At 60.9% G+C, this 24,215-nt stretch carries 25 protein-coding genes and 1 other RNA gene; 4 read left to right on the top strand and 22 right to left on the bottom strand.

The features are described 5' to 3' along the window. Position 1 precedes the first annotated feature (1 nt). The 14 genes from ACTV8E_RS13205 to rsmI form a co-directional block, all read right to left on the bottom strand. The gene (locus ACTV8E_RS13205; protein ID WP_443199769.1) at positions 2-949 is read right to left on the bottom strand and encodes a D-alanine--D-alanine ligase; all 948 of its coding nucleotides are present in this window, start codon (positions 947-949) and stop codon (positions 2-4) included. Further along, positions 946-2,358, bottom strand: coding sequence for a UDP-N-acetylmuramate--L-alanine ligase (gene murC / locus ACTV8E_RS13200; protein WP_443199800.1), 1,413 nt, complete (start codon positions 2,356-2,358; stop codon positions 946-948). Before murC ends, ACTV8E_RS13205 begins: the two co-directional genes overlap by 4 nt. A gap of 34 nt (positions 2,359-2,392) precedes the next feature. Further along, positions 2,393-3,463 (bottom strand): undecaprenyldiphospho-muramoylpentapeptide beta-N-acetylglucosaminyltransferase, encoded by a 1,071-nt coding sequence (gene murG, locus ACTV8E_RS13195; RefSeq protein ID WP_251834889.1) that lies wholly within the window; start codon positions 3,461-3,463, stop codon positions 2,393-2,395. After that, a complete protein-coding gene (gene ftsW, locus ACTV8E_RS13190) occupies positions 3,453-4,661 on the bottom strand; it encodes a putative lipid II flippase FtsW (RefSeq protein ID WP_443199768.1) in 1,209 nt (402 codons plus the stop codon). Before ftsW ends, murG begins: the two co-directional genes overlap by 11 nt. Continuing rightward, the gene (gene murD / locus ACTV8E_RS13185; RefSeq protein ID WP_443199767.1) at positions 4,658-6,007 is read right to left on the bottom strand and encodes a UDP-N-acetylmuramoyl-L-alanine--D-glutamate ligase; all 1,350 of its coding nucleotides are present in this window, start codon (positions 6,005-6,007) and stop codon (positions 4,658-4,660) included. Before murD ends, ftsW begins: the two co-directional genes overlap by 4 nt. Positions 6,008-6,020: 13 nt before the next feature. Next, entirely contained in the window at positions 6,021-7,106 is a 1,086-nt protein-coding gene (gene mraY / locus ACTV8E_RS13180; RefSeq protein WP_443199766.1) for a phospho-N-acetylmuramoyl-pentapeptide-transferase, read from the bottom strand. Then, positions 7,106-8,476, bottom strand: coding sequence for a UDP-N-acetylmuramoyl-tripeptide--D-alanyl-D-alanine ligase (locus ACTV8E_RS13175; RefSeq protein WP_443199765.1), 1,371 nt, complete (start codon positions 8,474-8,476; stop codon positions 7,106-7,108). The genes mraY and ACTV8E_RS13175 overlap by 1 nt, the downstream gene beginning before the upstream one ends. Further along, positions 8,469-9,929 carry a UDP-N-acetylmuramoyl-L-alanyl-D-glutamate--2,6-diaminopimelate ligase gene (locus ACTV8E_RS13170; RefSeq protein WP_443199764.1) on the bottom strand — a complete coding sequence of 487 codons (1,461 nt, stop codon included), beginning with the start codon at positions 9,927-9,929 and terminating at the stop codon, positions 8,469-8,471. The genes ACTV8E_RS13175 and ACTV8E_RS13170 overlap by 8 nt, the downstream gene beginning before the upstream one ends. Then, positions 9,929-11,653: a peptidoglycan D,D-transpeptidase FtsI family protein gene (locus tag ACTV8E_RS13165; RefSeq protein ID WP_443199763.1), complete on the bottom strand. Its 1,725-nt coding sequence runs from the start codon at positions 11,651-11,653 to the stop codon at positions 9,929-9,931. The genes ACTV8E_RS13170 and ACTV8E_RS13165 overlap by 1 nt, the downstream gene beginning before the upstream one ends. After that, positions 11,650-11,943 (bottom strand): cell division protein FtsL, encoded by a 294-nt coding sequence (gene ftsL, locus ACTV8E_RS13160; protein WP_443199762.1) that lies wholly within the window; start codon positions 11,941-11,943, stop codon positions 11,650-11,652. Before ftsL ends, ACTV8E_RS13165 begins: the two co-directional genes overlap by 4 nt. After that, positions 11,940-12,881, bottom strand: coding sequence for a 16S rRNA (cytosine(1402)-N(4))-methyltransferase RsmH (gene rsmH / locus ACTV8E_RS13155; protein WP_443199761.1), 942 nt, complete (start codon positions 12,879-12,881; stop codon positions 11,940-11,942). Before rsmH ends, ftsL begins: the two co-directional genes overlap by 4 nt. A gap of 2 nt (positions 12,882-12,883) precedes the next feature. Next, positions 12,884-13,339 carry a division/cell wall cluster transcriptional repressor MraZ gene (gene mraZ / locus ACTV8E_RS13150; protein ID WP_251834880.1) on the bottom strand — a complete coding sequence of 152 codons (456 nt, stop codon included), beginning with the start codon at positions 13,337-13,339 and terminating at the stop codon, positions 12,884-12,886. A gap of 287 nt (positions 13,340-13,626) precedes the next feature. Continuing rightward, positions 13,627-13,984, bottom strand: an RNA gene (gene rnpB / locus ACTV8E_RS13145) — RNase P RNA component class A. A 73-nt stretch (positions 13,985-14,057) separates the two neighbouring features. Next, complete coding sequence (gene rsmI, locus ACTV8E_RS13140; protein ID WP_273537319.1) at positions 14,058-14,900, bottom strand: 16S rRNA (cytidine(1402)-2'-O)-methyltransferase; 843 nt, start codon at positions 14,898-14,900, stop codon at positions 14,058-14,060. Positions 14,901-15,046: 146 nt separating this feature from the next. Between rsmI and ACTV8E_RS13135 the strand changes: the two genes are divergently transcribed. Genes ACTV8E_RS13135 through ACTV8E_RS13120 form a run of 4 tightly spaced genes read left to right on the top strand, consistent with a single transcriptional unit; the run spans position 15,047 to position 18,373 of the window. Beyond that, positions 15,047-16,852 carry a penicillin-binding protein activator gene (locus ACTV8E_RS13135; RefSeq protein ID WP_443199760.1) on the top strand — a complete coding sequence of 602 codons (1,806 nt, stop codon included), beginning with the start codon at positions 15,047-15,049 and terminating at the stop codon, positions 16,850-16,852. Then, positions 16,852-17,220 carry a YraN family protein gene (locus ACTV8E_RS13130; protein ID WP_443199759.1) on the top strand — a complete coding sequence of 123 codons (369 nt, stop codon included), beginning with the start codon at positions 16,852-16,854 and terminating at the stop codon, positions 17,218-17,220. The genes ACTV8E_RS13135 and ACTV8E_RS13130 overlap by 1 nt, the downstream gene beginning before the upstream one ends. Positions 17,221-17,249: 29 nt before the next feature. Beyond that, positions 17,250-17,843 carry a phosphoheptose isomerase gene (locus tag ACTV8E_RS13125; RefSeq protein ID WP_251834877.1) on the top strand — a complete coding sequence of 198 codons (594 nt, stop codon included), beginning with the start codon at positions 17,250-17,252 and terminating at the stop codon, positions 17,841-17,843. Further along, on the top strand, positions 17,840-18,373 hold the full coding sequence (locus ACTV8E_RS13120; protein WP_251834876.1) for a BON domain-containing protein: 534 nt from the start codon (positions 17,840-17,842) through the stop codon (positions 18,371-18,373). Before ACTV8E_RS13125 ends, ACTV8E_RS13120 begins: the two co-directional genes overlap by 4 nt. A 67-nt stretch (positions 18,374-18,440) precedes the next feature. Here ACTV8E_RS13120 and ACTV8E_RS13115 read toward each other — a convergent pair whose 3' ends face one another. The 8 genes from ACTV8E_RS13115 to nfi form a co-directional block, all read right to left on the bottom strand. Next, positions 18,441-18,860: a ClpXP protease specificity-enhancing factor gene (locus ACTV8E_RS13115; RefSeq protein ID WP_251834875.1), complete on the bottom strand. Its 420-nt coding sequence runs from the start codon at positions 18,858-18,860 to the stop codon at positions 18,441-18,443. Positions 18,861-18,880: 20 nt separating this feature from the next. After that, complete coding sequence (locus ACTV8E_RS13110; RefSeq protein WP_251834874.1) at positions 18,881-19,498, bottom strand: glutathione S-transferase N-terminal domain-containing protein; 618 nt, start codon at positions 19,496-19,498, stop codon at positions 18,881-18,883. A gap of 85 nt (positions 19,499-19,583) precedes the next feature. Further along, positions 19,584-20,363, bottom strand: a complete 780-nt coding sequence (locus ACTV8E_RS13105; RefSeq protein WP_251834873.1) for a cytochrome c1 — start codon at positions 20,361-20,363, stop codon at positions 19,584-19,586. Further along, positions 20,363-21,574: a cytochrome b gene (locus ACTV8E_RS13100; RefSeq protein ID WP_251834872.1), complete on the bottom strand. Its 1,212-nt coding sequence runs from the start codon at positions 21,572-21,574 to the stop codon at positions 20,363-20,365. Before ACTV8E_RS13100 ends, ACTV8E_RS13105 begins: the two co-directional genes overlap by 1 nt. Then, complete coding sequence (gene petA, locus ACTV8E_RS13095; protein ID WP_251834871.1) at positions 21,574-22,167, bottom strand: ubiquinol-cytochrome c reductase iron-sulfur subunit; 594 nt, start codon at positions 22,165-22,167, stop codon at positions 21,574-21,576. Before petA ends, ACTV8E_RS13100 begins: the two co-directional genes overlap by 1 nt. Before the next feature lie 253 nt (positions 22,168-22,420). Beyond that, positions 22,421-22,813, bottom strand: coding sequence for a 30S ribosomal protein S9 (rpsI, locus tag ACTV8E_RS13090; protein WP_251834870.1), 393 nt, complete (start codon positions 22,811-22,813; stop codon positions 22,421-22,423). Between the two features lie 14 nt (positions 22,814-22,827). Next, on the bottom strand, positions 22,828-23,256 hold the full coding sequence (gene rplM, locus ACTV8E_RS13085) for a 50S ribosomal protein L13 (protein WP_251834869.1): 429 nt from the start codon (positions 23,254-23,256) through the stop codon (positions 22,828-22,830). 265 nt (positions 23,257-23,521) lie between these two features. Further along, the gene (gene nfi, locus ACTV8E_RS13080) at positions 23,522-24,211 is read right to left on the bottom strand and encodes a deoxyribonuclease V (protein WP_443199799.1); all 690 of its coding nucleotides are present in this window, start codon (positions 24,209-24,211) and stop codon (positions 23,522-23,524) included. Positions 24,212-24,215 lie beyond the last annotated feature (4 nt).

Here is a 24,215-nt window from a genome sequence, read left to right as displayed (position 1 = left end):
GTCAGCCCCTTGCTTCCAAGCTGTCGGCCAGGATGGCCAGGACCAGTTGCTGGAAGTCGAGACCTGCCGCCCGGGCGGCCATGGGCACCAGGCTGTGGTCGGTCATGCCCGGTACGGTGTTGACTTCCAACAGCCAGAAATTCCCCTCGGCATCCTGCATGACATCGACCCGGGCCCAGCCCTGAGTGCCCACCGCCGCACACGCCTCGGTAGTCAGTTCGCGCAGCTCGGCTTCCTTTTCGGCATCGAGGCCGCAAGGGATGCGGTACTGGGTGTCGTTGGAGATATATTTCGCTTCGTAGTCATAAAATATATTGGGGGTGCCCAGCGCGATTGGCGGCAAGACTTCGCCGCGCAACACGGCGATGGTGAACTCCGGACCCTGGATCCATTGTTCGACCAGCACCTGGCTGTCATACACACTGGCAGCGCGCCAGGCGCCAATGAGGCCCTCGACATCCGTCACCTTGGCCATCCCGATGCTGGAACCTTCATGGGCCGGCTTGACGATCAGCGGGAAGCCCAGCTCCTCAGCGGCAGCACGACAGTCATCCTCGCTGCGCAGCACCGCATGGCGCGGCGTCGGTAGGCCCAGACTCTGCCACACCTGCTTGGTGCGCAGCTTGTCCATGGCCAGTGCCGAGGCCAGCACGCCACTGCCGGTGTAGGGAATGTCCAGGCATTCCAGCAGGCCCTGCATGCTGCCGTCTTCGCCGCCGCGACCGTGCAGCACAATAAAGGCACGGTCGATCGTCTCGCTGCCCAAACGCTGCAGAAAGTCCTCGCCGACATCAATTCCGAAGGCATCCACGCCAGCCTGCTGCAGGGCGGCGAGCACCGCGGTGCCCGATTTCAGGGAGACGTCACGCTCAGCGCTCTTGCCGCCGTACAGCACGGCAACACGACCGAACACCTGCGGATCGAGAGTGGACTGCACTGCGGCACTCATTGCGCACTTCCTTGGCCGCTTGCGGCAAACAACGGGTGATTGAACAGTTGCGGCGCCAACCCGCCGATGTCACCGGCGCCCTGGCACAACAGAATGTCGCCGCCACGCAGCAGCGGCTTGAGCACAGGCGCGAGGTCGCTGCCACGCTCGACGTAAATCGGATCGAGCAGCCCGCGCTGGCGAATGCTGTGGCACAAATTGCGGCTGTCGGCACCGGGAATCGGCTCTTCGCCGGCCGGGAAGACTTCCATCAGCAGCAACACATTGCTCTCGGCCAGCACCTGCACGAAATCCTCGTACAGATCGCGGGTACGGGAAAAACGATGGGGTTGATAGACCATCACCAGCCGGCGCTCCGGCCAGCCGCCGCGCACGGCCTTGATCACCGCTGCCACTTCGCGTGGGTGATGCCCGTAGTCGTCCACCAGCATCACGCTGCCATCCTCGACCGGCAGCTCGCCATACACCTGGAAGCGCCGGCCGACCCCCTGAAACCCGGACAGGCCCTGGACAATAGCCTCGTCGCCGATACCTTCATCGGTGGCGATGGCAATGGTGGCCAGGGCGTTGAGGACGTTGTGATTGCCGGGCATGTTGACTGTTACCGGCAGCGGCTCATGACCATGGCGCAGCACGGTGAAGTGGGTACGCATGCCTTCTTGGCGGACGCCCACGGCGCGCAGATCGGCGTCTTCGGTAAAGCCATAGGTCAGAGTTGGTCGGGCGATCTGCGGAAGAATGTCGCGCACCACCGGGTCATCGATACACAGCACGGCCAGGCCGTAGAACGGCAGGTTGTGCAGAAAATCGACAAAGGTGCGCTTCAGCTTGTTGAAGTCACCCTCGTAGGTACTCATATGGTCGGCGTCGATATTGGTCACGACCGACACCATCGGCTGCAGGTGCAGGAAGCTGGCGTCGCTCTCATCCGCCTCGGCGATCAGGAAACGGCTGCCGCCCAACTGCGCATTGGTGCCGGCGGCATTCAGGCGACCGCCGATGACGAAGGTGGGGTCCAGGCCGGCGGCGGCAAACACCGACGCCAGCAGGCTCGTGGTGGTGGTCTTGCCATGGGTGCCGGCCACGGCGATGCCGTGCCGGTAGCGCATCAGCTCGGCGAGCATCTCGGCCCGCGGTACCACGGGGATCCGGCGCTCCAGGGCGTGGGCGACTTCCGGGTTGCTCTCATTGACGGCGCTGGAGATCACCAGCACGTCGGCTTCTACGACGTTATGCGCGTGGTGGCCGATAAACACATGGGCGCCGAAGCTTTCCAGCCGCGTCGTGACCGGCGAGGCCTTGATATCCGAGCCGGAGACTTCATAGCCCATGTTGAGCAGCACCTCGGCGATGCCACACATGCCGACTCCGCCGATACCGACAAAGTGGATACGCCGGATACGGCGCATGCGCCGGGTTTCAGCCTTTGCAGCAGCGGGCGATTTAGCCACGGGCCACCTCCAGGCAAATATCCACCACCCGGCGGGTGGCATCGGGCATAGCCAGATCGCGGGCGGTGGCGCCCATGGCCTCGAGTCGTTGCGGTTGCATCAGCACCTCGTTCAGCTGCGCAGCCAGCTCGGCCGCATCTGTAGTGGCTTGCGGCAACAGGATGGCAGCGCCCTCCCGGGCCAGAAATTCGGCATTGCGCGTCTGGTGGTCATCTATGGCATGGGGCAGCGGCACCAGAAAAGCCGGCAGCCCGGCGGCGGCCAGTTCGCTGACAGTCAGCGCGCCAGCGCGGCAGATCACCAGGTCGGCCCAGGCATAAGCCCCGGCCATGTCATCGATGAAGGGCGCGACATGGGCCTTGAGGCCGGCCTCGGCATAACGCTGCTGGGTGATTTCGGCATGCTGAGCACCGGTCTGATGCACCACGGCCGGACGCTCCTCTTCGAGCAGGTGCGACAGTGCCGCTGGCACCAGCTTGTTCAAGGGCTCGGCACCCAGGCTGCCGCCCAACACCAGTAGATTGGCCGGACGCCCTGCCAGTGGCGCGCGGGGGGTGTCGAGAAACAACTCACTGCGCACCGGATTACCCGTGGTACGGCGCTTGGCGCTGCGTGTAAAGGTGTTAGGGAAGGCTTCGCAAATGCGCTGGGCAAACCACGCCAGGCTGCGGTTGGCAGTACCGGCCACGGCGTTCTGCTCATGGATGATCAGGGGCACGCCGCACAGGCGCGCCGCCAGCCCGCCGGGTCCCGTCACATAACCACCCATGCCGAGCACGCACACCGGACGCACCGTGCGCACCAGGTCGCGGGCCTGCATCAGCGCCTTGAACAACTGCACAGGCGCCTTGAGCAGCGCCAGCAGACCCTTGCCACGCAGGCCGCTGACCTCAATCAGGTGCAGGGGCAGATTGGCGTCAGGAACCAGGCGGTTTTCAATGCCGCGTGCAGTACCCAGCCAGTGAACACGATAGCCACGCGCCTGGAATTCGCGCGCGCAGGCCAACGCCGGGAATACGTGGCCGCCTGTGCCACCCGCCATGATCAGGACATTACCGCGCATGTCGCACGTCCTCCTCGGCAAAATCCGTTTCGCTGAATTCAAAATTTTCGTTGCCGAGCTGGGAACGTCGTTCCCACTCGATACGCAACAACAACCCCAGGCTTACGCAGCAGATCACCAGCGAACTGCCGCCGTAGCTCAGGAATGGCAAGGTCAGGCCCTTGGTCGGCAGCAAGCCGACGTTCACGCCAATATTGATCAGAAACTGGCCGATCCATAGAAAGGCCAGGCCATAGGCGACATACGCCGAGAAGAACTGCTTGGCCTTTTGCGCCCATAGACCGATGTACAGAGCGCGCACGCTGATCAACACGAACAAGGCCAAGGTGATCAGGGCCCCCACCATGCCCAGCTCCTCGGCCAACACGGCGAAAACGAAATCGGTGTGCGCCTCGGGCAGGTAGAACTGCTTCTGAATGCTGTTGCCCAGGCCGACGCCAAACCATTCGCCACGGCCAAAGGCAATCAGCGCCTGGGTCAATTGGTAGCCCGCACCGAATTGGTCGGCCCAGGGATCGGTAAAGGTGGTCAGACGCGCCATGCGGTACGGCTGGGTCTTGATCAGCAGGTACAACGCACCGACTGCCAGCCCTGCCGACAGCCCGAAGCGCAGCAGGCCCACGCCGCCGAGGAAAAGCATGGCCGCCGCCGCGGCGAACAAGACGATGGTGGCGCCGAAGTCCGGTTCTAGCAGCAACAGCACCGCCATGGGGATCAACACGAAAATCGGCTTGAGGAAGCCCATCCAGCTTTCGCGTACCTCTTCCTGGCGACGCACCAGGTACCCGGCCAGATAGATCACCACGAAGATCTTGGCGATTTCCGAGGGCTGCACGTTGATCATGCCCAAGCTGATCCAACGAATCGAACCGTTGACCTCGCGTCCGACCAGCAGCACCAAGACCAGCATGGCGAAGGCTGCGGCCAGCAACATCCAGCCCAGGCGCTGCCACGTGGCCATGGGCACCATCAGCACCACGGCACAGGCCACTAGGCCGATGACCATGTACACCAGTTGGCGGGTCATGTGATAAAGCGGATCGCCCAGTTGCGCGGCCGCCACTTCCGAAGACGCCGACGCTACCATCACCAATCCCAGCCCGAGCAACGCCAGGCACCCCAGCAACAGCGGGAGGTCCAGGTCGAGGCCGCGCCGACTGAACAACGGCGACGGGTACGGGCGCAGGAAGGCGATCATTGTGGCAAGCCCTCCACTGCACGGGCGAACAGGCGACCACGCTCTTCGAAGTTCTTGAACATGTCGAGGCTGGCGCACGCCGGCGACAGCAGCACGGCATCACCGCGCTCAGCCATTTCGGCACAGCGCTGCACCGCCTCGTCCAGGGTTGCGACCTTAGCCTGCGGTACGGCATCCCCCAGGGCGCCGGCAATCTGGTCGGCATCGCGACCGAGCAACACCACCGCCCGGCAGTAGCGGGCCACTGGGACGCGCAGCGGCGAGAAATCCGCCCCTTTGCCATCGCCACCGGCAATTAGCACCAGCTTGCCGTCAATATCCGCGCCCAAACCCTCGATCGCCGCCAACGCAGCCCCGACGTTGGTCGCCTTGGAGTCGTCGTAATACTGAACGCCGCGCAATTCACGCACCCATTGGCAGCGATGCGGCAGGCCGGCAAAGGTTTTCAGGGTAGCCAGCATCGGCTCCAGCGGCAGCCCTACGGCATGGCCGAGGGCCAGGGCAGCCAGCGCGTTGCTTTGATTGTGGGCGCCGCGCATTTTCAACGCGCGTACCGGCAACAGCGCCTCGAATTGGAACGTCAGCCATTTTTCGCCGTGCAGCTCGGTCAGACCAAAGCCCTTGAAATCCGGCTTGCCCAGGCCAAAGCTCCAGCACGGCAGCTGATCGGCCACCAGCGGGCGTGACAGCGCATCATCGCGATTGATCACCACCTGCCGGGCGCCACGAAAGACGCGGTGCTTGGCCAGGTGGTAGGCCTGCAGGTCGGTGTAGCGGTCCATGTGGTCTTCGCTGACGTTCAGGCAAGTCGCCACCTCGGCATTCAGCTGCTCGGTGGTTTCCAGTTGGAAGCTGGACAACTCGATCACATACAGCTCAACGTCATCGGCCAACAGATCCAGCGCCGGCGTGCCCAGGTTGCCGCCAATGGCGACCTTCCTGCCGGCCGCCGCGGCCATTTCGCCCACCAGGGTGGTCACGGTGCTCTTGGCGTTGGAGCCGGTGATGGCAATGATCGGCGCCTTGGCTTCGCGGGCGAACAGCTCGATGTCGCCGGAAAGCTTCACCCCGCGCTGCGCCGCTGCCTGCAACGCCGGGGAGGCAATAGCCAGGCCCGGACTGACCAGAAGCTCATCGGCCTGGCAAAGAAACTCGACATCCAGCGCGCCGCAGCGCACTTCAACGTCGGGAAATTCCTGCTGCAGGGTGGCCAGCTCAGGCGGATTGGCGCGCGTGTCAGCCACCGCAAACGACAATCCCCGGCGCGCCAAATGGCGCACCAGGGACATGCCGCTCTTGCCGAGGCCGACAACGATGCGGAATTGGTCAGAAGCGATCAGGCTCATGTCATTTTTCGCCTCAACGCAGTTTCAAGGTGGCGAGACCGATCAGCACGAGGATCACCGTGATGATCCAGAAGCGCACGATGACGCGCGGCTCGGGCCAGCCTTTGAGTTCGAAGTGGTGGTGAATTGGCGCCATGCGGAACACCCGCTTGCCGGTCAACTTGAAGGAGGCGACCTGGACTATCACCGAGAGGGTTTCCATGACGAACACCCCGCCCATGATGAACAGCACGATTTCCTGGCGGACAATCACCGCGATGGTGCCCAGCGCCGCACCCAGGGCCAGCGCACCGACGTCGCCCATGAACACTTGCGCCGGGTAGGTGTTGAACCACAAGAAACCCAGGCCGGCACCAATCAGCGCGCTGCAAAACACGATCAGCTCGCCGGCGCCCGGAACATAAGGAATCAACAGGTATTCGGCGAAGCGCACGTTACCCGACAGGTAGCAGAAGACGCCCAGTGCGCCGCCCACCAGCACGGTGGGCATAATCGCCAGACCGTCGAGACCGTCGGTGAGGTTCACCGCATTGCTCGAACCGACAATGACGAAGTAAGTCAGCACGATGAAACCGGCAGCGCCCAGCGGCAAGGCGGCGTCCTTGAACATGGGCACGATCAACGTGGTTTCAATCGGATTTTGCGCAGTCATGAACAGGAAAATCGCCGCGCCCAGACCGAACACCGACTGCCAGAAATACTTCCAGCGGCTCGGCAACCCACGGGAATTCTTCTCGATCACCTTGCGGTAGTCGTCGACCCAGCCGATCGCACCGAACAGCAGGGTCACGGCCAACACAACCCACACGTAGCGGTTGCTCAGGTCGGACCACAACAGGGTGCTGATGGCGATGGACGAGAGGATCAGCGCGCCGCCCATGGTGGGCGTGCCCTTCTTGGACAGGTGTGATTGCGGACCATCGGTGCGCACCGACTGGCCAATCTGCAGGGTCTGCAGGGTGCGAATCATCCAGGGCCCCAGCCATAGGGCCAGGATCAGTGAGGTCAGCACGCCCAGGATGCCGCGCAGGGTCAGGTATTGAAAGACCGCAAAGCCTTTATGGAACTGTTGCAGGTACTCTGCTAGCAGCAGAAGCATCAGTGTTTCTCCTCGGCGGACCCGCACAACGCAGCGACAACCTTGTCCATCGCCGAACTTCGCGAGCCCTTGATCAGAATGGTGGTATCGCCCTGCTCGTGACGCAGGGCGTCGATCAGACCGGCTTGATCGGCAAAATGTTTCGCATTTTTTCCAAAAGCTGCTACCGCGTGGGTCATTAGCGGCCCAACGGCATACAGGCAATCGACTTTGCCGCTCGCATAGGCACCGACCTGGCGGTGGCCCTGTTCGGCCCAATCGCCCAGCTCGCCCATGTCCCCCAACACCAAAACGGTGCGCCCGGAGAAGGCCGCGAGTATATCGACCGCGGCACACATCGAGAGCGGATTGGCGTTGTAACTGTCATCAATAATTCTCAGACCGCGGTCCGTCAGCTGCGCCGCGGCGCGTCCTGGCATAGGCTGCAAGGCCTGCAGGCCATGCTGAATGGCTGCGCCCGAAAGCCCCAGGGCATGGGCCGCAGCGGCAGCGGCCAGGGCATTGGCAACGTTGTGGGTGCCTAGCAAATTGAGCTGGACAGACCACTCGCCGAGCGGCGAACACAGAATAAAGGCCATGCAGCCGCGAGCGTCGCGCTGCACATCGCGTGCATGGAAATCGGCCTGGGTATCGTGCAGGGCAAAGCTCACCACAGGCCGCCCTGCGGCTCGCGTTTGCCAAAGGGTGAATGCCGCATCGTCGCGGTTGAGCACAGCCACGCCCTCGGCGGGCAAACCGTCGATGATCTCGCCCTTGGCTTCGACGATTTTCTCCGGGCCGCCAAATTCACCCACGTGGGCATTGCCCGCGTTGCTGATGATGGCTACCTGTGGGCGTGCCAGACTCACGGTGTAGGCGATTTCACCCACATGATTAGCGCCCAGCTCAATCACCGCACCCACATGTTCAGGCATAAGCTCCAGCAGCGTCAGCGGCACACCGAGCTCATTATTCAGGTTGCCGCGCGTGGCCAGAACGGGACCATGAAGGCCGGCACGCAGGATGCTGGCGAGCATTTCCTTGATGCTGGTCTTGCCACTGGAACCCGTCACGGCGGCCAGCGGGCCATGGTAGGCCTGGCGGTTCAGCGCACCGAGGCGTCCCAGCGCCAGACGGGTATCGTCAACCACCAGTTGCGGCAGATCGACACCTGCAACTTCGCGCGACACCAGGGCCGCCACCGCGCCCTTGGCAGCAACATCAGCGAGATAAGCGTGGCCATCGAAATTCGGCCCGACCAGGGCAACGAACAGTTGTCCAGGCGCGATTGAGCGGCTGTCGGTACTGACCGAGGAAAAAACGGCATCGCCGCCAGACAGGCGACCTTGCAGCGGGGCGGCGATGGCGCTGAGGTGCAATGCATCAAGCATGCTCAACCTCCCAGGCCGCCAGTGCCTTGCTGGCTTCGTCCAGGTCTGAGAAAGGCTGACGAACGCCGTTGATTTCCTGATAGTCCTCGTGTCCCTTGCCGGCCAGCAGCACAATGTCATCTGCGCGGGCACCGGCAATCAGCGAGGCAATCGCCTGGCCACGTCCGGACATGAACTGCACCGTTTCAGGTCGGGTGAAGCCGGCACGAATCTCGGCAAGGATCTCCAGCGGATCTTCGCTGCGCGGGTTGTCATCAGTGACCAGTACGCCGTCGGCATGCCGCTCGGCCACTTCAGCCATCAGCGGGCGCTTGCCGCGGTCCCGATCACCGCCGCATCCAAACAGGCACAGCAAACGGCCACGCACATGCGGGCGCAGTGCTTCGAGAACCTTTTCCAAGGCATCGGGGGTGTGGGCGTAATCCACCACTACCAAGGGCGCAGCGCCGCCCCCCAGGCGTTGCATCCGTCCCGACGGACCTTGCAGATCGGGCAGCACACGCAGGACATCGTCCAGCGAATAGTCCATGCCCAGCAAAGCACCGATCACCGCCAGCAAGTTGCTCAGGTTAAAACGCCCCAGCAGCGGGCTGCGCAACAGCCCCTGCCCCTGCGGCGTGATCAGCTCGGCGCGCACGCCGTGGTCGTCGAAGCGCACCTGCCGGCAATGCACATCGGCAGCAGCATCATTGATGCTGTAATCGATCAGTCGCGCACCCTCTAGGCCGGCCAGCTGGCGGCCAAACGGATCGTCCAGGTTGATGACCCGGCAGCGCAATTGGGGCCAGGCGAACAGCGTGGCCTTGACCGCGCCATAGGCTTCCATCGAACCGTGGTAATCCAGGTGGTCGCGGGACAGATTGGTAAATACCGCCACATCGAAATCCAGCCCGGCGACACGGCCCTGAGCCAGACCATGGGACGACACTTCCATGGCCACCGCACGCGCTCCGGCATGCTTGAGCAGCGCCAACGTCGCCTGTACGGCGAGCGGATCGGGGGTGGTGTGACGTCCGCTTTCCAGAGCGCCATGGAATCCCGTGCCCAAGGTGCCGACAATGCCGCAGCGTTCGCCGAGGCGATCCAGTGCCTGGGCCAGCAATTGGCTGACGCTGGTCTTGCCGTTGGTACCCGTTACCCCAACCAGATGCAAACCGCGACTGGGTTCACCATAGAAACGCCCGGCTATCGCCGAGAGCTGCTTGCTCAACCCTTTGATCGGCAACAAGGTCGCCTGGCTGTCCGGCAGCGGTGGAGCTCCTTCGGCTTCATAGGCCACAGCCACGGCACCGCGGGCGATGGCGTCGGCGATGTGCGCGCGCCCATCATGACTGGCGCCGGGCACGGCCAGGAACAGGTCTCCGGGCCGCACTTTTCGACTGTCAAGGGTCAGTTCACGCACCAGCGCAGCGTTATCGGCCTGGGCGAGCAGTTGGTTGAGTGGCATGGGCATCAGCTGCGCCCTCCTTTTCCAGGGACGACGGCAGCGGTCTTGGTCTCAACCGGCAGGTTGTCAGGGGCAATATTCATCAGACGCAGGGCTCCAGCCATGACCCGGCCGAAAACCGGCGCGGCTACCAGGCCGCCGTAATAGCCACCTTTGCTGGGTTCATCGATCACCACCACGGCGGCGATACGCGGGTTGTTCAGCGGCGCCAGCCCGGCAAAAAAGGAGCGGTAGGCGTCATCGGTATAACCGCCAGACGTGGAAACTTTCTTGGCGGTGCCGCTTTTGCCGCCGACGTGATAGCCCGGCACCTTGGCACGCGAACCACCGCCGCCCGGCTCCTCGACTACGGCACGCAGCATGCGCAGCACCTGATGGGCTATTTCGGCCTCCATCACCTGGTGGCCTTCCTGGGCACGGTCGCGGCGAATCAATGAGAGCGGCACGCTTTTACCGTCATTGCCCAGTGTCGCAAAGGCATGGGCAAGCTGCACAGCAGTCACCGACAAGCCGTAGCCGTAACCCAGGGCAGCGATTTCCGCTTCTTTCCAGACACGATGATTGGGCAGCACGCCGACCCGTTCACCCGGAAAGCCCAGCCCGGTGGACTGCCCAAAGCCAGCGGAATGCATCATCGAATAGAGCGGCTCGGCGCCGATATCCAGTGCAATCTTGCTGATGCCGATATTGCTGGACTTCATGAGAATGCCGGTGAGGTCAAGCTGGCCGCCACGGGAGACGTCGCGAATGGTGTAACGGCCGATGCGCATCCAGCCCGGCGTGGTATCCACCACCGATTCCGGCCGCCATTTACCTGTGGCCAGCGCAGCGGCAATAGTGAAAGGCTTTACGGTGGAACCCGGCTCGAAGACATCAATCATGGCCCGGTTACGGGTGACGCCCGGCTGCAGCACACGACGGTTGTTGGGGTTGTAGACGGGCTGATTGACCATGGCGAGGATTTCACCGGTACGCACGTCGATCATGACCAGGCTGCCGGCCTTGGCGCCGAATTCCAGCAAGGAGTTCCGCAACTCGCGGTGCGCCAGATACTGCAAGCGCAAGTCAATGGACAGTTCCAGCTCGCCACCCGGCTTGGCATTGCTGAGCACCTGGACATCCTTGATCACCCGACCGCGGCGGTCCTTTAGTACCTGACGTTCGCCTGGCACCCCTGCCAGCCACTGGTCGAAGGCGAGCTCCATGCCCTCGCGCCCCTTGTCGTCGATATCGGTGAAACCGACCACATGAGCAGCCACTTCGCCGGCCGGATAAAAGCGGCGAAACTCTTCCAAGGCGTTTACACCGGGAACATTCAGGTCGAGTACTTGCTGGCCATGCTCCGGTGTAAGGCCGCGGGCCAGGTAGATAAATTCACGGTTAGCAGCCTGCTCCAGTCGCTCGCTCAGCCTGCCGGGTTTTTGCCCCAACGCCTCGGCCAGCACTGGCCATTGATCGCGCACGGCCTGCAGTTCGCGTCCGTTACCCCATATGGCCGTCACCGGCGTGCTTACGGCCAGCGGCTCACCGTTGCGATCGGTAATCACCCCACGGTGCGCAGGGATCGGGATGTGCCGCACACTGCGTGCATCGCCCTGACCCTGCAAAAAATCGTGATCGAACACATGCAGGTCAACAATCTTCCAGCCCAGCATGCTGACCATCAGGACGAACAAAAGCAGCACAAAGCCGAACCGGCCGTGCTCGAATACTCGCCTCAAGAAATTCATGGCGTCACCAGCCGGACATCGGCCGCTTCGGGAATGCGCATTTTCAACCGCTCGCTGGCCAAGGCCTCGATCCGGTTATGCGCCATCCAAGTGCTTTGCTCCAGCACCAGGCGTCCCCACTCGGCTTGTATCTTGTCGCGCTCGTGCAACTCACCGTACAAGTCGTTGACCAATTGTCGGCTCAGGTGCGCGGAATACGTCACCGCAATCGCCGACGCCAGCACAGCGACAAACACAACCACCAGCAGCAGCCCGCCGCCGGGTATTGACCTAATGGCCAAATGGCTCACCGCACCTTCTCCGCCACGCGCATGACCGCGCTGCGTGATCGTGGGTTGGCCTTGAGCTCGGCTTCGGAGGCATAGTGCGGCTTGCCCAGCACTTTCAGGCGAGGCTCAAATGCTTTGGGGATGATCGGCAGATCTCGCGGCAGGTTATCGGCTTCGCCTTTGGCCTGACGGCGCATGAACTGTTTGACGATGCGGTCTTCCAGGGAATGGAAGCTGATCACCACCAACCGGCCACCGACCTCCAGCGCATCGAGAGCCGCTTCAAGGCCTCGCTCGAGATCGCCCAGTTCATTATTGATATGGATGCGCAGTCCCTGGAAGGCGCGGGTGGCCGGGTTCTTGCCCTTCTCCCATGCCGGATTGGCCTCGGTGAGCACCGCAGCCAGATCGGCGGTACGGGTGAAAGGCTTCTCAGCACGCCGCAGCACCACCGCACGAGCCATGCGCTTGGCAAAACGCTCCTCGCCGTATTCCTTGAAGACCCGGGCGATTTCATCTTCAGTCGCGCTCGCAATCCATTCAGCGGCACTCATGCCGACCCCCGGATTCATGCGCATATCCAGCGGGCCATCATTAAGAAAGCTGAAGCCCCGCTCGGGATCGTCAAGCTGCGGCGAAGACACCCCCAGATCGAGCAGCACACCGCTCACCTTGCCTTCCAGGCCGCGGCCGGTTATCTCCTGGCCCAACTCCGCAAAACTGCGCTGCACAATTACAAAGCGGCCATCTTCGGCCGCCAGTGCTTGCCCTGTGGCAATGGCTTGAGGGTCTTTATCGAACCCCAGCAACTGCCCGCGCGCACCGAGATGCTGCAGGATCAAGCGGCTGTGTCCGCCTCGCCCGAAGGTGCCGTCCAGGTAGCAGCCGTCAGGCTGTATCGCGAGGGCGGCAACGGCTTCTTCGAGCAAAACGGTGATGTGGCGAAAGGTGCTGGTCATAATCACAAGGTCAGGTCGAGCAATTCTTCCGGCATTCCGCCGGGCGCTTTAATAGCCTCAAGATCGTCCATCGAAATGGAGGTCCAGGCGTCTTCATCCCACAGTTGAAACTTGTTCAATTGGCCAACCAGCATGACGTGCTTGTCGAGCTTGGCGTACTCGCGCAAGCGAGACGGAATCAGCAGACGCCCACTGGCATCCAGCTCCAGATCGACCGCATTGCCAATCAGCAAGCGTTGCAAGCGGCGGTTTTCCTCTCGCAACGGTGGCAAGGCACGCAGCTTGGTTTCGATCTGTTCCCATTCAGGCAGGGGGTAGAGGCTTAGGCAGGGATCAAGAGCATCAATGGTGACGATGAGCTGGCCGGCACAACGCGAGAGCAGCTCGTCACGGTGCCGACTCGGCATCGCGAGTCGCCCTTTCGCATCAAGGCTGACGGCATTGGCTCCGCGAAACACGTTGGCACTTCCCCGCTTGGCTGGCTGTTACATTCCTAATTCCCACTTCCCGCCACTTTCTACCACTTGGGCACACTATAGGAATGCGCGTCCCTCAGCGTCAAGGCTGCTCACAAATGGAAAACCCTTACAGGACCGTGATTTAGCGACGAATGGCCAGATTTGAGACGAAGCGCAACAAGCAATTGCGACGGAAAGAGAAATGCATCAAAGAGCTGGCTCAGAGAGTTAACGTAATACGTGAGGAGAAGTTGTTTTTACTTCATCAAGACAAGCGGGGAATAAAGGAAGAGAGTCGATCTATAAGCCGGGTTCTGTCGAGGACAGTCATTCCTCTACGACGTACATCACTGCACGCCTTTAGCAACCTACCCGGTTCCAGCGCGGGCCACGCCAATGGAACCCTATTTGGTCTTGCTCCGAGCGGGGTTTACCTAGCCACGGACTGTTGCCAGCCGTGCGGTGCGCTCTTACCGCACCTTTTCACCCTTACCGGCACTTGCGTGCTTAGGCGGTTATTTTCTGTGGCACTTTCCGTAGGCTCGCGCCTCCCAGGCGTTACCTGGCGCTCTGCCCTATGGAGCCCGGACTTTCCTCCCTCCTCTTTTGCGAACAAAAGAGAACAGCGACTGTCCGATCGACTCTCCGGCGGCAAGGATAGGGCCGCCACCGGCAAGCTGCAAGACAAAACGGTCCCATCTTCATGAATCCTGACCAATCAGCCTTTGCGCTCCAGCGCGATCTGGTACAGCACATTTTTGCGAGCACCGGTAATTTCTGCCGCCACGGCAGCGGCTCGCTTGACCGGCAGGTCTTCCAACAACAGATCCAGGACGCGCAAGGCCTCAGCCGTGACAGCGCTCTCACCCTCAGGCGCCTGCCAGCCGGCGACCAGCAGGACACACTCACCCCGTTGCTGGTTGGCATCCGCCGCGACCCAGTCACTCAACTCACCCAACGGCAATCCCTTGAGTGTCTCAAAGGTCTTGGTCAGCTCTCGCCCCAACACGGCCAGGCGATCGGCACCGAAAATTTTTCCCATATCGCGCAAGGATTCCAGCAAGCGATGCGGCGCTTCATAAAAGATCAGCGTGCGCGGTTCCTCTTTGATCGATTCCAGACGCGCACAACGGGCTGTAGCTTTTGCAGGCAGGAAACCCTCGAAAATAAACCGGTCCGACGGCAGGCCAGCCGCGGAGAGCGCGGCAACCAGGGCGCACGCGCCTGGGACAGGCACCACCCGCACTCCTGCGACGCGCGCCTGGCGCACCAGATGGAAACCCGGATCCGAGATCAGCGGCGTACCAGCGTCCGAAATCAGCGCAACGTCATCACCTGCCAACAGGCGGGCGATAAAACGTCCGCCTTGGTCACGCTCGTTATGCTCGTGGCAGGCCTGCAGCGGCGTACTGATGCCGAAATGCTGCAAAAGCCGCTGCGAATGCCGGGTATCTTCCGCCGCGATCAACGAGACTTCCGTCAGCACCCGCAAAGCTCGCGCACTGATGTCCTCCAGATTGCCGATGGGCGTGGCCACCACGTAAAGCGTGCCTGCAGACACATTCTGAGCACCGAAATCGGCCACGAAACACCTCAAGAACCTTCAAATTTACCCATTGTATCCCGTTTACCGTTTCGGCATCGCACAGCCGGCAAGGCTTGGGTACAATCCAGGGTTCCTTTCGCCTGTGCAACGGGAAGACTCCCATGATCGCTCGCCTGCTCTCCGTTCTGTGCCTCGTCGGATTTTTGGCGGCCTGCTCCGGCACCCCAACGTCCACACTGGGCGAATTGCCGCGTACGCCCCAGGCAAGCGTTGAGCAATTGCTACAAAAGGCAGAGCAAAGCCCGCCGGCCCTGGCCGCGCAATTACGCCTGGCTGCTGCCGACAAAGCATTTACCTTGAACAACCCGGCGCGCGCCGGGCAAATCCTCCAACAGGTATCGCTGGATCAGTTGAGCCCGGCCGAGCAGGTTTTAGCCAGCACCTTGCAGGCTGAGTTGGCGCTGTTGCGCAGCCGCCCGCAGAGCGCACTGCAAGCCTTGGAGCACCCCAGCCTGCAGCGTCTGGGCGAACTGCCTGCCGAACAGCAGGTGCGAACGCGGCTGGTCCGCGCCCAGGCGCTTGAGGCGGACAATCAACTGCTGCCCGCCGTGCGCGAGCGCGTATCGATCGCCCCGCAGCTGACCGGTGCCGCCGCTCAGGACAATCACGAGACAATCTGGGCATTGATCGCCCGCCTGCCCACCGATGAAGCAACCAGCCCGGCCGACGGCGAGCTGGGCGCCTGGCTTGCGTTGGGTGTTGCCGTACGCGACGCCATTACCCTTGAACTTCAGCAGGCCGCCATCGACAACTGGCGCAACGCCAACCCCGATCACCCCGCAGCGCTTCGCCTGCCAGAGCCTTTGAGCAAATTACGCGCCCTGCCCAGCCAGCCCTTAAGCAAGATTGCCTTGCTACTGCCCCAGGAAGGCCAACTGGCGAGCGTGGCTCGAGCCCTACGCGACGGCTTTATGTCTGCCCATTACCAGGCCCAGCAAGCCGGATTCAATCCGCCTGAAATTGTCCTGTATGACAGTACGCAAATAGAGTCACTGGAAGCCTTCTACCGTCAGGCCCAAGCAGATGGCGCACAATTGGTCGTCGGCCCACTGGAAAAGCCCCTTGTCAAGCAACTGGGTGATTTGCCGCAGCTGCCGATCCTCACCCTGGCCTTGAATTATGATGATGCGGGCGAAGGCAGCCCGGCACAACTGTTCCAATTCGGCCTGGCCGCCGAGGACGAAGCCCGCTCGGCCGCCCGGCGCGCCTGGAACGACGGCATGCGCCGCGCCGTCGCCCTGGTTCCGCGCGGCGAGTGGGGCGACCGCGTACTGGCCGCCTTCAACCAGAGCTGGCAGGCCGAAGGCGGCACTCTGCTGGACGCCAAACACATCGACCAGCCCGTACAGTTGGCGGGCCAGATTGCCGACCTTTTCCAACTTCGCCAAAGCGAAGCCCGTGCCCAACGACTCAAGCAAACGCTGGGCGTGGAACTGGCCGCCGAGCCTGCGCGTCGTGCCGATGTCGACTTCATCTTCCTCGCCGCCACGCCTTTGCAAGCCCAGCAAATCAAACCCACCCTGACGTTCCAATACGCAGGGGATGTGCCGGTCTACGCCACATCGCACCTCTATTCCGGCGACAGCAACCCCGCCCAATACCGTGACTTGAGCGGCATTCGTTTCTGCGAAACACCTTGGCTGCTCGACGAAAACAATCCCCTTCGCGAACAAGTCATCCAGCAATGGCCGCAAGCCGGCGGCAGCCTGGGGCGTCTCTATGCCATGGGTATCGACGCGTACCTACTGGCGCCACGCCTGGCCCAACTGAAGGCTTTGCCGGAGACCCGTATCGATGGTTATTCGGGGCGTCTGAGCCTGAATTCTCAGCAGCGTATCGAGCGCGAATTGCCCTGGGCTGAATTTCAGGGCGGCACCATACGCCGCCTGCCGGATTACAACCTCTAATGAATACCGACGTCAGGCTCAGCGGGCCGCAAGCCGAAGCTCTGGCCTGTCAGCATTTGCAACAGCATGGCCTGCGTCTGCTTGAACAGAACTGGCGCTGCCGACGCGGCGAACTCGATCTGGTCATGCTTGATGGCGATACAGTAGTATTTGTTGAAGTACGCTACCGTCTGCATGCCGCTTGGGGTGGTGCGCTGGAGAGTATCGATGCTCGCAAGCGCGCCAAACTGAGTCTGGCCGCAGAACACTTTTTACAGCAGGAAAAACGCTGGGCTGCGCATCCGTGTCGTTTCGATGTGGTTGCCATGAACAGCGCCAGCAACCCGGACCAGCGCCTGAACTGGATCCGTAACGCGTTCGATACCTGAACCGCCGCCCTTGTAAAGGTCACCATCCGATGGACATGCAATCCCGTATTCACCAGCACTTCCTGGCCAGCATCGAAACCAAGCAACGCGCGCAGGAAGTTCTCATCCCCTACATCGAGCAGGCCAGCCAAGTCATGGTTCAAGCCCTGCTCAACGAGGGCAAGATTCTTTCCTGCGGGAACGGTGGCTCAGCGGGCGATGCACAGCATTTCTCTTCCGAGCTGCTTAACCGTTTCGAGCGCGAGCGTCCCAGCCTGCCGGCCATGGCCCTGACCACCGACAGCTCGACCATCACCTCGATCGCCAACGACTACAGCTACAACGAAATCTTCTCCAAGCAGATTCGCGCCCTCGGTCAACCTGGCGATGTGCTGCTGGCCATTTCCACCAGCGGCAACTCGGCCAACGTCATCCAGGCCATTCAGGCGGCCCATGACCGGGAAATGACCGTGGTTGCCCTGACCGGCCGCGACGGCGGCGACATGGCTTCGCTGTTACTGCCAGAAGACGTTGAAATCCGCGTCCCCGCCAAAGTCACCGCGCGCATTCAGGAAGTCCACCTCTTGGTGATTCACTGCTTGTGCGACCAAATCGACTGTCAATTGTTTGGGAGTGAAGAATGACACGCAATCCGCTGATTCTGGCCTTTTTGGCCATGACGCTGCTGTTGGGCGGCTGCAGCAATCGCAGCATTGGCAATAAGATCGACGACCAATTCCTCGAGCCCAAGGTCGCGGGCCAGATCCAGACCGCCCACGCTGACTTGACCTCGCCCACCTCGCATATCGTGGTCACCAGCTATAACGGCGTCATCCTGCTCGCTGGTCAGACGCCCCGCCCGGAGCTGCGCGATCAAGCCGAGGTGGCTGCGCGTCGCGTTGTCGGCGTCAAGAAGGTTCATAACGAAATCCAGGTACAGGCACCTTCGTCGGGCATGGCGCGCACCAACGATGCACTCCTGACCACGCGCATCAAGACGCGGATGCTGGCTAGCACTGGCGTGCCGTTCGCTGACATCAAGGTCGTGACCGAGAATGGCATCGTTTACCTGCTGGGCCTGGTCACGCGCGAAGAAGCCAACCAGGCCACGGCTGCGATCCAGAAGGTGTCCGGCGTACAGCGTATCGTGCGCCTGTTTCAATATACCGACTGACCAGTAGGCCGCGAGAAATACGCAAACAAGAAAGGGCGCCATAGGCGCCCTTTCTTTGTTCTGAAGCTTACTTGACCACTTTCAAGCTGGGCCGACCACTCGGTCGCGGCGGCTCGGGGTCCGGCCCCTCATCTCCATCTGGGCCAATATCATCGATGCTATCGGAGTCATCCTGTGGCGGCTCCGGCTCGAACACCATTCCCTGGCCATTTTCCCGTGCGTAAATGGCCATGATCGAACCAATAGGCAAATGCAGACTGTGCGGCACGCCTCCAAAACGGCTTTCAAAGCTCACCGCTTGATTGTCCATGTGCAAGTGGCGCACCGCGCTGGGCGACGCATTGAGCACAATCTGACCGTCATTGGCATAACCGCTTGGCACCTGCACCTGCGGATACTCGACATCCACCAGAAAATGCGGCGTGCAGTCATTGTCCACGATCCACTCGTACAACGCCCGGATCAGATAAGGCCTACTGGAGTTCATGCAAGGCTCCTCATTGTGCTTCAGCGCATGTCGCGCTCAACGGAGGACAGGCTAGCCTGAAAGGCCGGACGGGCAAAAGCCCGCTCCATGTAGTCGAGCAACGGCTTGGCAGGGGCTGGCAATTCTACCCCCAGCTGCGGTAAACGCCAGAGAATCGGCAGCAGGCAGCAATCCACCAGCGACAGATCGTCACTGAGGAAAAAAGCCTTGCTTTCGAACAGCGGCGCCACGCCAGTCAAACTCTCACGCAGCGCCTTGCGGGCTTGGGTTTTCTGCGCTTCCTTGGCGCGCGAATCGAGAATCTGATCGACCAGTACGCACCAGTCACGCTGGATACGGTACATCAGCAATCGGGTATTGGCGCGGGCCAGCGGGTAGGCCGGCATCAACGGCGGATGGGGATAACGCTCCTCCAGATATTCCATAATCACCGTTGGCTCAAAAAGCGCCAAATCCCGATCGACCAGAGTCGGTACATTACCGTAAGGGTTAACGTCACTCAGATCGGTCGGACATTCCCCACCTACTGTATCGATGATGTCCGCTGTTACGTTCTTTTCAGCCAGCACCAGCCGCACACGATGGCAGTAATGGTCGGCGGGATCGGAAAAGCAGGCCAACTTGTTGAACACGGCCATAGCGTCCCTCCTTTAGGTTTTTCAGAAATAGCAAAGCGCGCGCACCCAAATAGGGCGCGCGCGCTTTGGACTGATCAGGCGAGGATCAGTGTACGTCCTTCCAGTATTCGCGCTTGAGCAGATAGGCAAATACGAAGAAGAATGCCAGGAACAGCAGTACGTAAGTACCGATGCGTTGGCTTTCAAGCTTGACCGGGTTGGCCGAGTAGGACAGGAAGGTCACCAGATTCTTGACCGTCTCATCGAACTCCGCCTCGCTTTGCGACCCGGTATTGGGCAGCACAGTCAGCTGATCGCACGCTTCGTGAGTCACCGGAGTGCCCGTCAGCGGATCGTAGATTTTCTTACCATCCTCGACCACTTGCACCTGCTTGCAGCCGATGACCTGACGACCCTGCAGGTCCGCCATCACGTTAGGCATGCCCACGTTGGGGAATACCGTATTGTTGGCGCCCAGCGGGCGGCTCGGATCTTCGTAGAAGCTGCGTAGGTAGCTGTACAGCCAATCTTCACCACGCACGCGAGCCACCAGGGTCAGATCCGGCGGCGCTGCGCCGAACCATACCTTGGCATCAGCCGGCTGCATGCCGATGTTCATGTGGTCACCAATCTTGGCGTCGGAGAACACAATGTTGTCCATCATCACTTCGTCCGGGATGCCAAGGTCATTGGCGACCCGCTCATAGCGCTGAAACTTAGCGCTATGGCAACCCATGCAGTAGTTGCTGAAGGTACGCAGACCATCCTGCAGTGCCGCCTTGTCGGTCAGGTCAATATCCACTTTATCCAGCTGGACGTTGACCGCAGCCGCGAACGAGGCGACAGGCAGTACAGAAAGAATCAATGCAGCAAAGAGCTTTTTCATCAGCCAGTCACCCTTTCCGGAACCGGTTTGGTCTTTTCCATCCTGGTGTAGAACGGCATCAGGAGGAAATAGGCGAAGTACAGAATGGTGCACACCTGCGACAGCAACGTACGCCCCGGGGTTGGCGACAGAACGCCCAGTACGCCCAGGATGACAAAGGAGATGCAGAAGATGACCAACCAAATCTTGCTCATCCAACCCTTGTAGCGCATGGACTTGACCGGGCTACGGTCGAGCCAGGGCAGGACAAACAGCACAGCGATAGCCGCGCCCATCGCAATAACGCCAAACAGCTTGTCCGGAACCGCACGCAGAATCGCGTAGTACGGTGTGAAGTACCAGACAGGAGCAATGTGCTCAGGCGTCTTCAGTGCGTTGGCTTCTTCGAAGTTGGGTTTTTCGAGGAAATAACCACCCATTTCCGGGAAGAAGAACACAACCGCGCAGAACACAAACAAGAAGACCACGACGCCGACAATGTCTTTGACGGTGTAATAGGGATGGAACGGAATGCCATCAAGCGGAATACCATTGGCATCCTTGGTTTTCTTGATGTCGACACCGTCCGGGTTGTTCGAACCCACTTCGTGCAGTGCCAGGATGTGCAACACCACCAGCCCCAGCAGGACGACCGGCAATGCGATGACATGGAGCGCGAAGAAGCGGTTCAGCGTAATGCCGGAAATCAGGTAATCGCCACGGATCCACTCGGTCAGGTCAGCCCCGATGACCGGGATGGCACCAAACAGCGAAATGATTACCTGAGCCCCCCAATAGGACATCTGGCCCCAGGGCAGCAGGTAGCCCATGAAGGCTTCGGCCATCAGCGCCAGATAGATCAGCATGCCGAAGATCCACACCAGCTCGCGCGGCTTCTGATAGGAACCGTAGAGCAGTCCACGGAACATATGCAGATAGACCACCACGAAGAACGCCGAAGCGCCGGTGGAGTGCAGATAACGCAGGATCCAGCCGTACTCGACATCACGCATGATGTATTCGACGGAGGCGAAGGCCCCTTCAGCGCTCGGGTTGTAGCTCATGGTCAGCCAGATGCCGGTCAGCAATTGGTTGACCAGTATCAACAGCGCCAGGGAGCCGAAGAAATAGAAGAAGTTGAAGTTCTTCGGGGCGTAGTACTTGGACAGATGGTCTTCCCACATCTTAGTCGCGGGGAAGCGCGCATCGACCCATTCCATGAATTTGCTCATCAGACGTTCTCCTGATCCACGCCAACGATGATCACGTCATCCGACTCGTACGAATGTGGCGGCACCGGCAGGTTCAACGGGGCAGGCTGCGATTTGTAGACGCGGCCGGCGAGATCGTATTTGGAACCGTGGCAGGGGCAGAAGTAACCGCCAACCCAGTCTGCGCCCAGGTCCGCCGGAGCGACCTCGGGACGGAAGGACGGCGCACAACCCAAGTGGGTGCACAGGCCAACCAGAACCAGGACCTCGGGCTTGATCGAACGGGTCTTGGCATCTACATAGTCTGGCTGATCGGAAGCTTGCGACTCCGGATCGGCCACTACACCTTCAAGATTGCCCAGATTGTTCAGGATCTCTTCGGTACGACGAAGGATGAACACCGGCTGACCGCGCCATTCCGCCACCATTTGCTGGCCCGGTTCGATCTTGCTGATATTCACCTTCACCGGTGCACCTGCGGCCTTGGCCTTGGCGCTCGGGAACCAGGACCCCACAAACGGGACCGCGGCACCCACCGCTCCTGCCGCACCTACCACAGAGGTAGCTGCAACCAGGAAGCGACGCCGGCCAGCATTCACGCCGTCATTGCTCATTCAGTCGTCTCCCATCAGCTTTGTGGCCTGTTGGTCAGGCCTCTACTAAGTAAAAATCGAGCCGCGCAAAAAAATTCGCCAAATGGTAAAGAAAACCCCCACTTATGACAAGGCAAAAGCCTGATACAAAGTCGGTGCAAGCCTTATGGCGCGGGCTTTTCAAGCCTGTGGCATGTTGTCGCACAAGAATCTTGGCTAACACAAAAACGCCCAGTTCCATGGGGAACTGGGCGCTTTTTGAAACCAGCGTCGATTAACGCTTGGAGTACTGAGGACGCTTACGCGCCTTACGCAGACCAATCTTCTTACGCTCCACTTCGCGAGCATCGCGAGTCACGAAACCGGCCTTGCGCAGAGCGCTGCGCAGGGTTTCGTCGTAGGAGATCAGCGCACGGGTAATACCGTGACGGATTGCACCGGCCTGGCCAGTGACGCCGCCACCCAGAACGGTGACGTACACGTCGAACTTTTCAGTGTTCTCGGTGAGCTCCAGCGGCTGACGAACCACCATGCGGGCAGTTTCGCGACCGAAGAAGTTCTCCAGGGTGCGGTTGTTGATGGAAATCTTGCCAGTACCCGGACGCAGAAAGACGCGAGCGGTAGCGGTCTTACGACGGCCAGTGCCGTAATTTTGAGTCGCCGACATAATAAGCTATCCCGTTAAAACTTCAGTTCTTGAGGCTGCTGAGCGGTGTGCGGATGCGCAGACCCCTTATACACCTTCAGTTTGCGATACATGTCGCGACCCAGCGGGTTCTTCGGCAGCATGCCTTTGACCGCGGTCTCGATCACGCGCTCGGGAGCCTTGGCGATCAGCTTCTCGAAGTTGATCTCTTTGATGCCACCCGGGAAGCCGGAGTGCGAGTAGTAGATCTTATCGGTGGTTTTAGCACCGGTAACACGTACTTGCTCGGCGTTGATCACGACGATGTAGTCGCCGGTATCGACGTGCGGAGTGTACTCGGGCTTGTGCTTGCCACGCAGACGACTCGCGATTTCAGTGGCCAGACGACCCAGGGTCTGACCGGCAGCGTCGACGACAAACCAGTCGCGCTTAACGGTTTCCGGTTTCGCAGTATAAGTTTTCATTCGTTATAAGCCTCAGGGGCCGCCCTGAAAATAAGACGGCGAATCATACTGAATAGTGCTTTTCCTGACAAGGTCAGGCAGCCGGAAACAGACGCTATCGGGGGCTCGGGTCAGCGCGTCCGCTACGGCGGGACTTACAAGGTTCGGCAGGCTAGGCATCCCCACCTGTTTCCTCGACAAGCTAGGCGGTCCCATCGAGAAAGTTGCGGGATTATGCCGAACTCCACGAAAAATGCAAGCCGGGGTCCAAGCACACGCGAACCTTTCAGCGCATACCAGGCCCGCGCCGCGAAGCCAGCCGGTCGGCCAGACGTGTCGGCTCTGGCAGTCGGTAACGAGTCAGGTAACGCGACACCAGTTGCGGTGCAGTCACCAAGCTGACCCGATGGCCCGGCGAAACGATCAACGGTCGCACGCTGTCCTTGCTGCGCAACACGGTGCCGATCCAGTCATCCTTGTCATACAACTCAACCTGGGCGCCACGCTGTGGACCGAGCTCGCCATGCTCACCGACCAGAATCTGCTTAGCCACTCCAATGCTCGGCAGACCAGTGGCCACCCCAAGATGCGCCGCGATACCCAAACGTCGGGGGTGGGCGATACCTTGGCCGTCCACGAACAGCATGTCGGGCACCTCGGGCAATTCACTCAGCGCCTGCAGCAACGCAGGCAGCTCGCGAAACGACAGGAGGCCGGGCACGTAGGGCATGCTGGTAGGTCGACGCACCAGCACCTCGGCAAGCGTTTCAAGACTTTGCGCATCCAGCAGCACGGCAACGGCACGTGTCACTGTGCCGCCCTCTTCGAAACCCACATCCACGCCGGCAATCAGCCGCAGCGGTGAAACGAAATCGTCCTGGAGTCGCACCTGGGTAGCGAGCTGCTTCTGCAAGTCGCGCGCCCCGGCAACGGTGCCATCCCAACCGGGAAAAACCTCCGCGTCAGTTGCGAACATCACA

Origin of the sequence: Pseudomonas sp. B392_1p, assembly GCF_052245235.1 — a bacterium.
GTDB classification, from domain to species: domain Bacteria; phylum Pseudomonadota; class Gammaproteobacteria; order Pseudomonadales; family Pseudomonadaceae; genus Serpens; species Serpens gallinarum.
This window is presented reverse-complemented; position numbering and strand designations above follow the sequence as displayed.

What these genes read in the sequence shown, in the direction of transcription:
- ACTV8E_RS13125 (WP_251834877.1), top strand. Translation starts at nt 17,250, where the DNA reads ATGGACATGCAATCCCGTATTCACCAGCACTTCCTGGCCAGCATCGAA.
- rsmH (WP_443199761.1), bottom strand. Translation starts at nt 12,881, where the DNA reads ATGACCAGCACCTTTCGCCACATCACCGTTTTGCTCGAAGAAGCCGTT.
- ACTV8E_RS13170 (WP_443199764.1), bottom strand. Translation starts at nt 9,929, where the DNA reads ATGCCCATGCCACTCAACCAACTGCTCGCCCAGGCCGATAACGCTGCG.
- ACTV8E_RS13175 (WP_443199765.1), bottom strand. Translation starts at nt 8,476, where the DNA reads ATGCTTGATGCATTGCACCTCAGCGCCATCGCCGCCCCGCTGCAAGGT.
- ACTV8E_RS13105 (WP_251834873.1), bottom strand. Translation starts at nt 20,363, where the DNA reads ATGAAAAAGCTCTTTGCTGCATTGATTCTTTCTGTACTGCCTGTCGCC.
- murC (WP_443199800.1), bottom strand. Translation starts at nt 2,358, where the DNA reads ATGCGCCGTATCCGGCGTATCCACTTTGTCGGTATCGGCGGAGTCGGC.
- ACTV8E_RS13135 (WP_443199760.1), top strand. Translation starts at nt 15,047, where the DNA reads ATGATCGCTCGCCTGCTCTCCGTTCTGTGCCTCGTCGGATTTTTGGCG.
- murD (WP_443199767.1), bottom strand. Translation starts at nt 6,007, where the DNA reads ATGAGCCTGATCGCTTCTGACCAATTCCGCATCGTTGTCGGCCTCGGC.
- petA (WP_251834871.1), bottom strand. Translation starts at nt 22,167, where the DNA reads ATGAGCAATGACGGCGTGAATGCTGGCCGGCGTCGCTTCCTGGTTGCA.
- mraY (WP_443199766.1), bottom strand. Translation starts at nt 7,106, where the DNA reads ATGCTTCTGCTGCTAGCAGAGTACCTGCAACAGTTCCATAAAGGCTTT.
- murG (WP_251834889.1), bottom strand. Translation starts at nt 3,463, where the DNA reads ATGCGCGGTAATGTCCTGATCATGGCGGGTGGCACAGGCGGCCACGTA.
- ACTV8E_RS13115 (WP_251834875.1), bottom strand. Translation starts at nt 18,860, where the DNA reads ATGAACTCCAGTAGGCCTTATCTGATCCGGGCGTTGTACGAGTGGATC.
- ftsW (WP_443199768.1), bottom strand. Translation starts at nt 4,661, where the DNA reads ATGATCGCCTTCCTGCGCCCGTACCCGTCGCCGTTGTTCAGTCGGCGC.
- ACTV8E_RS13110 (WP_251834874.1), bottom strand. Translation starts at nt 19,498, where the DNA reads ATGGCCGTGTTCAACAAGTTGGCCTGCTTTTCCGATCCCGCCGACCAT.
- ACTV8E_RS13165 (WP_443199763.1), bottom strand. Translation starts at nt 11,653, where the DNA reads ATGAATTTCTTGAGGCGAGTATTCGAGCACGGCCGGTTCGGCTTTGTG.
- ACTV8E_RS13100 (WP_251834872.1), bottom strand. Translation starts at nt 21,574, where the DNA reads ATGAGCAAATTCATGGAATGGGTCGATGCGCGCTTCCCCGCGACTAAG.
- rplM (WP_251834869.1), bottom strand. Translation starts at nt 23,256, where the DNA reads ATGAAAACTTATACTGCGAAACCGGAAACCGTTAAGCGCGACTGGTTT.
- ACTV8E_RS13205 (WP_443199769.1), bottom strand. Translation starts at nt 949, where the DNA reads ATGAGTGCCGCAGTGCAGTCCACTCTCGATCCGCAGGTGTTCGGTCGT.
- ACTV8E_RS13130 (WP_443199759.1), top strand. Translation starts at nt 16,852, where the DNA reads ATGAATACCGACGTCAGGCTCAGCGGGCCGCAAGCCGAAGCTCTGGCC.
- rpsI (WP_251834870.1), bottom strand. Translation starts at nt 22,813, where the DNA reads ATGTCGGCGACTCAAAATTACGGCACTGGCCGTCGTAAGACCGCTACC.
- nfi (WP_443199799.1), bottom strand. Translation starts at nt 24,211, where the DNA reads ATGTTCGCAACTGACGCGGAGGTTTTTCCCGGTTGGGATGGCACCGTT.
- ACTV8E_RS13120 (WP_251834876.1), top strand. Translation starts at nt 17,840, where the DNA reads ATGACACGCAATCCGCTGATTCTGGCCTTTTTGGCCATGACGCTGCTG.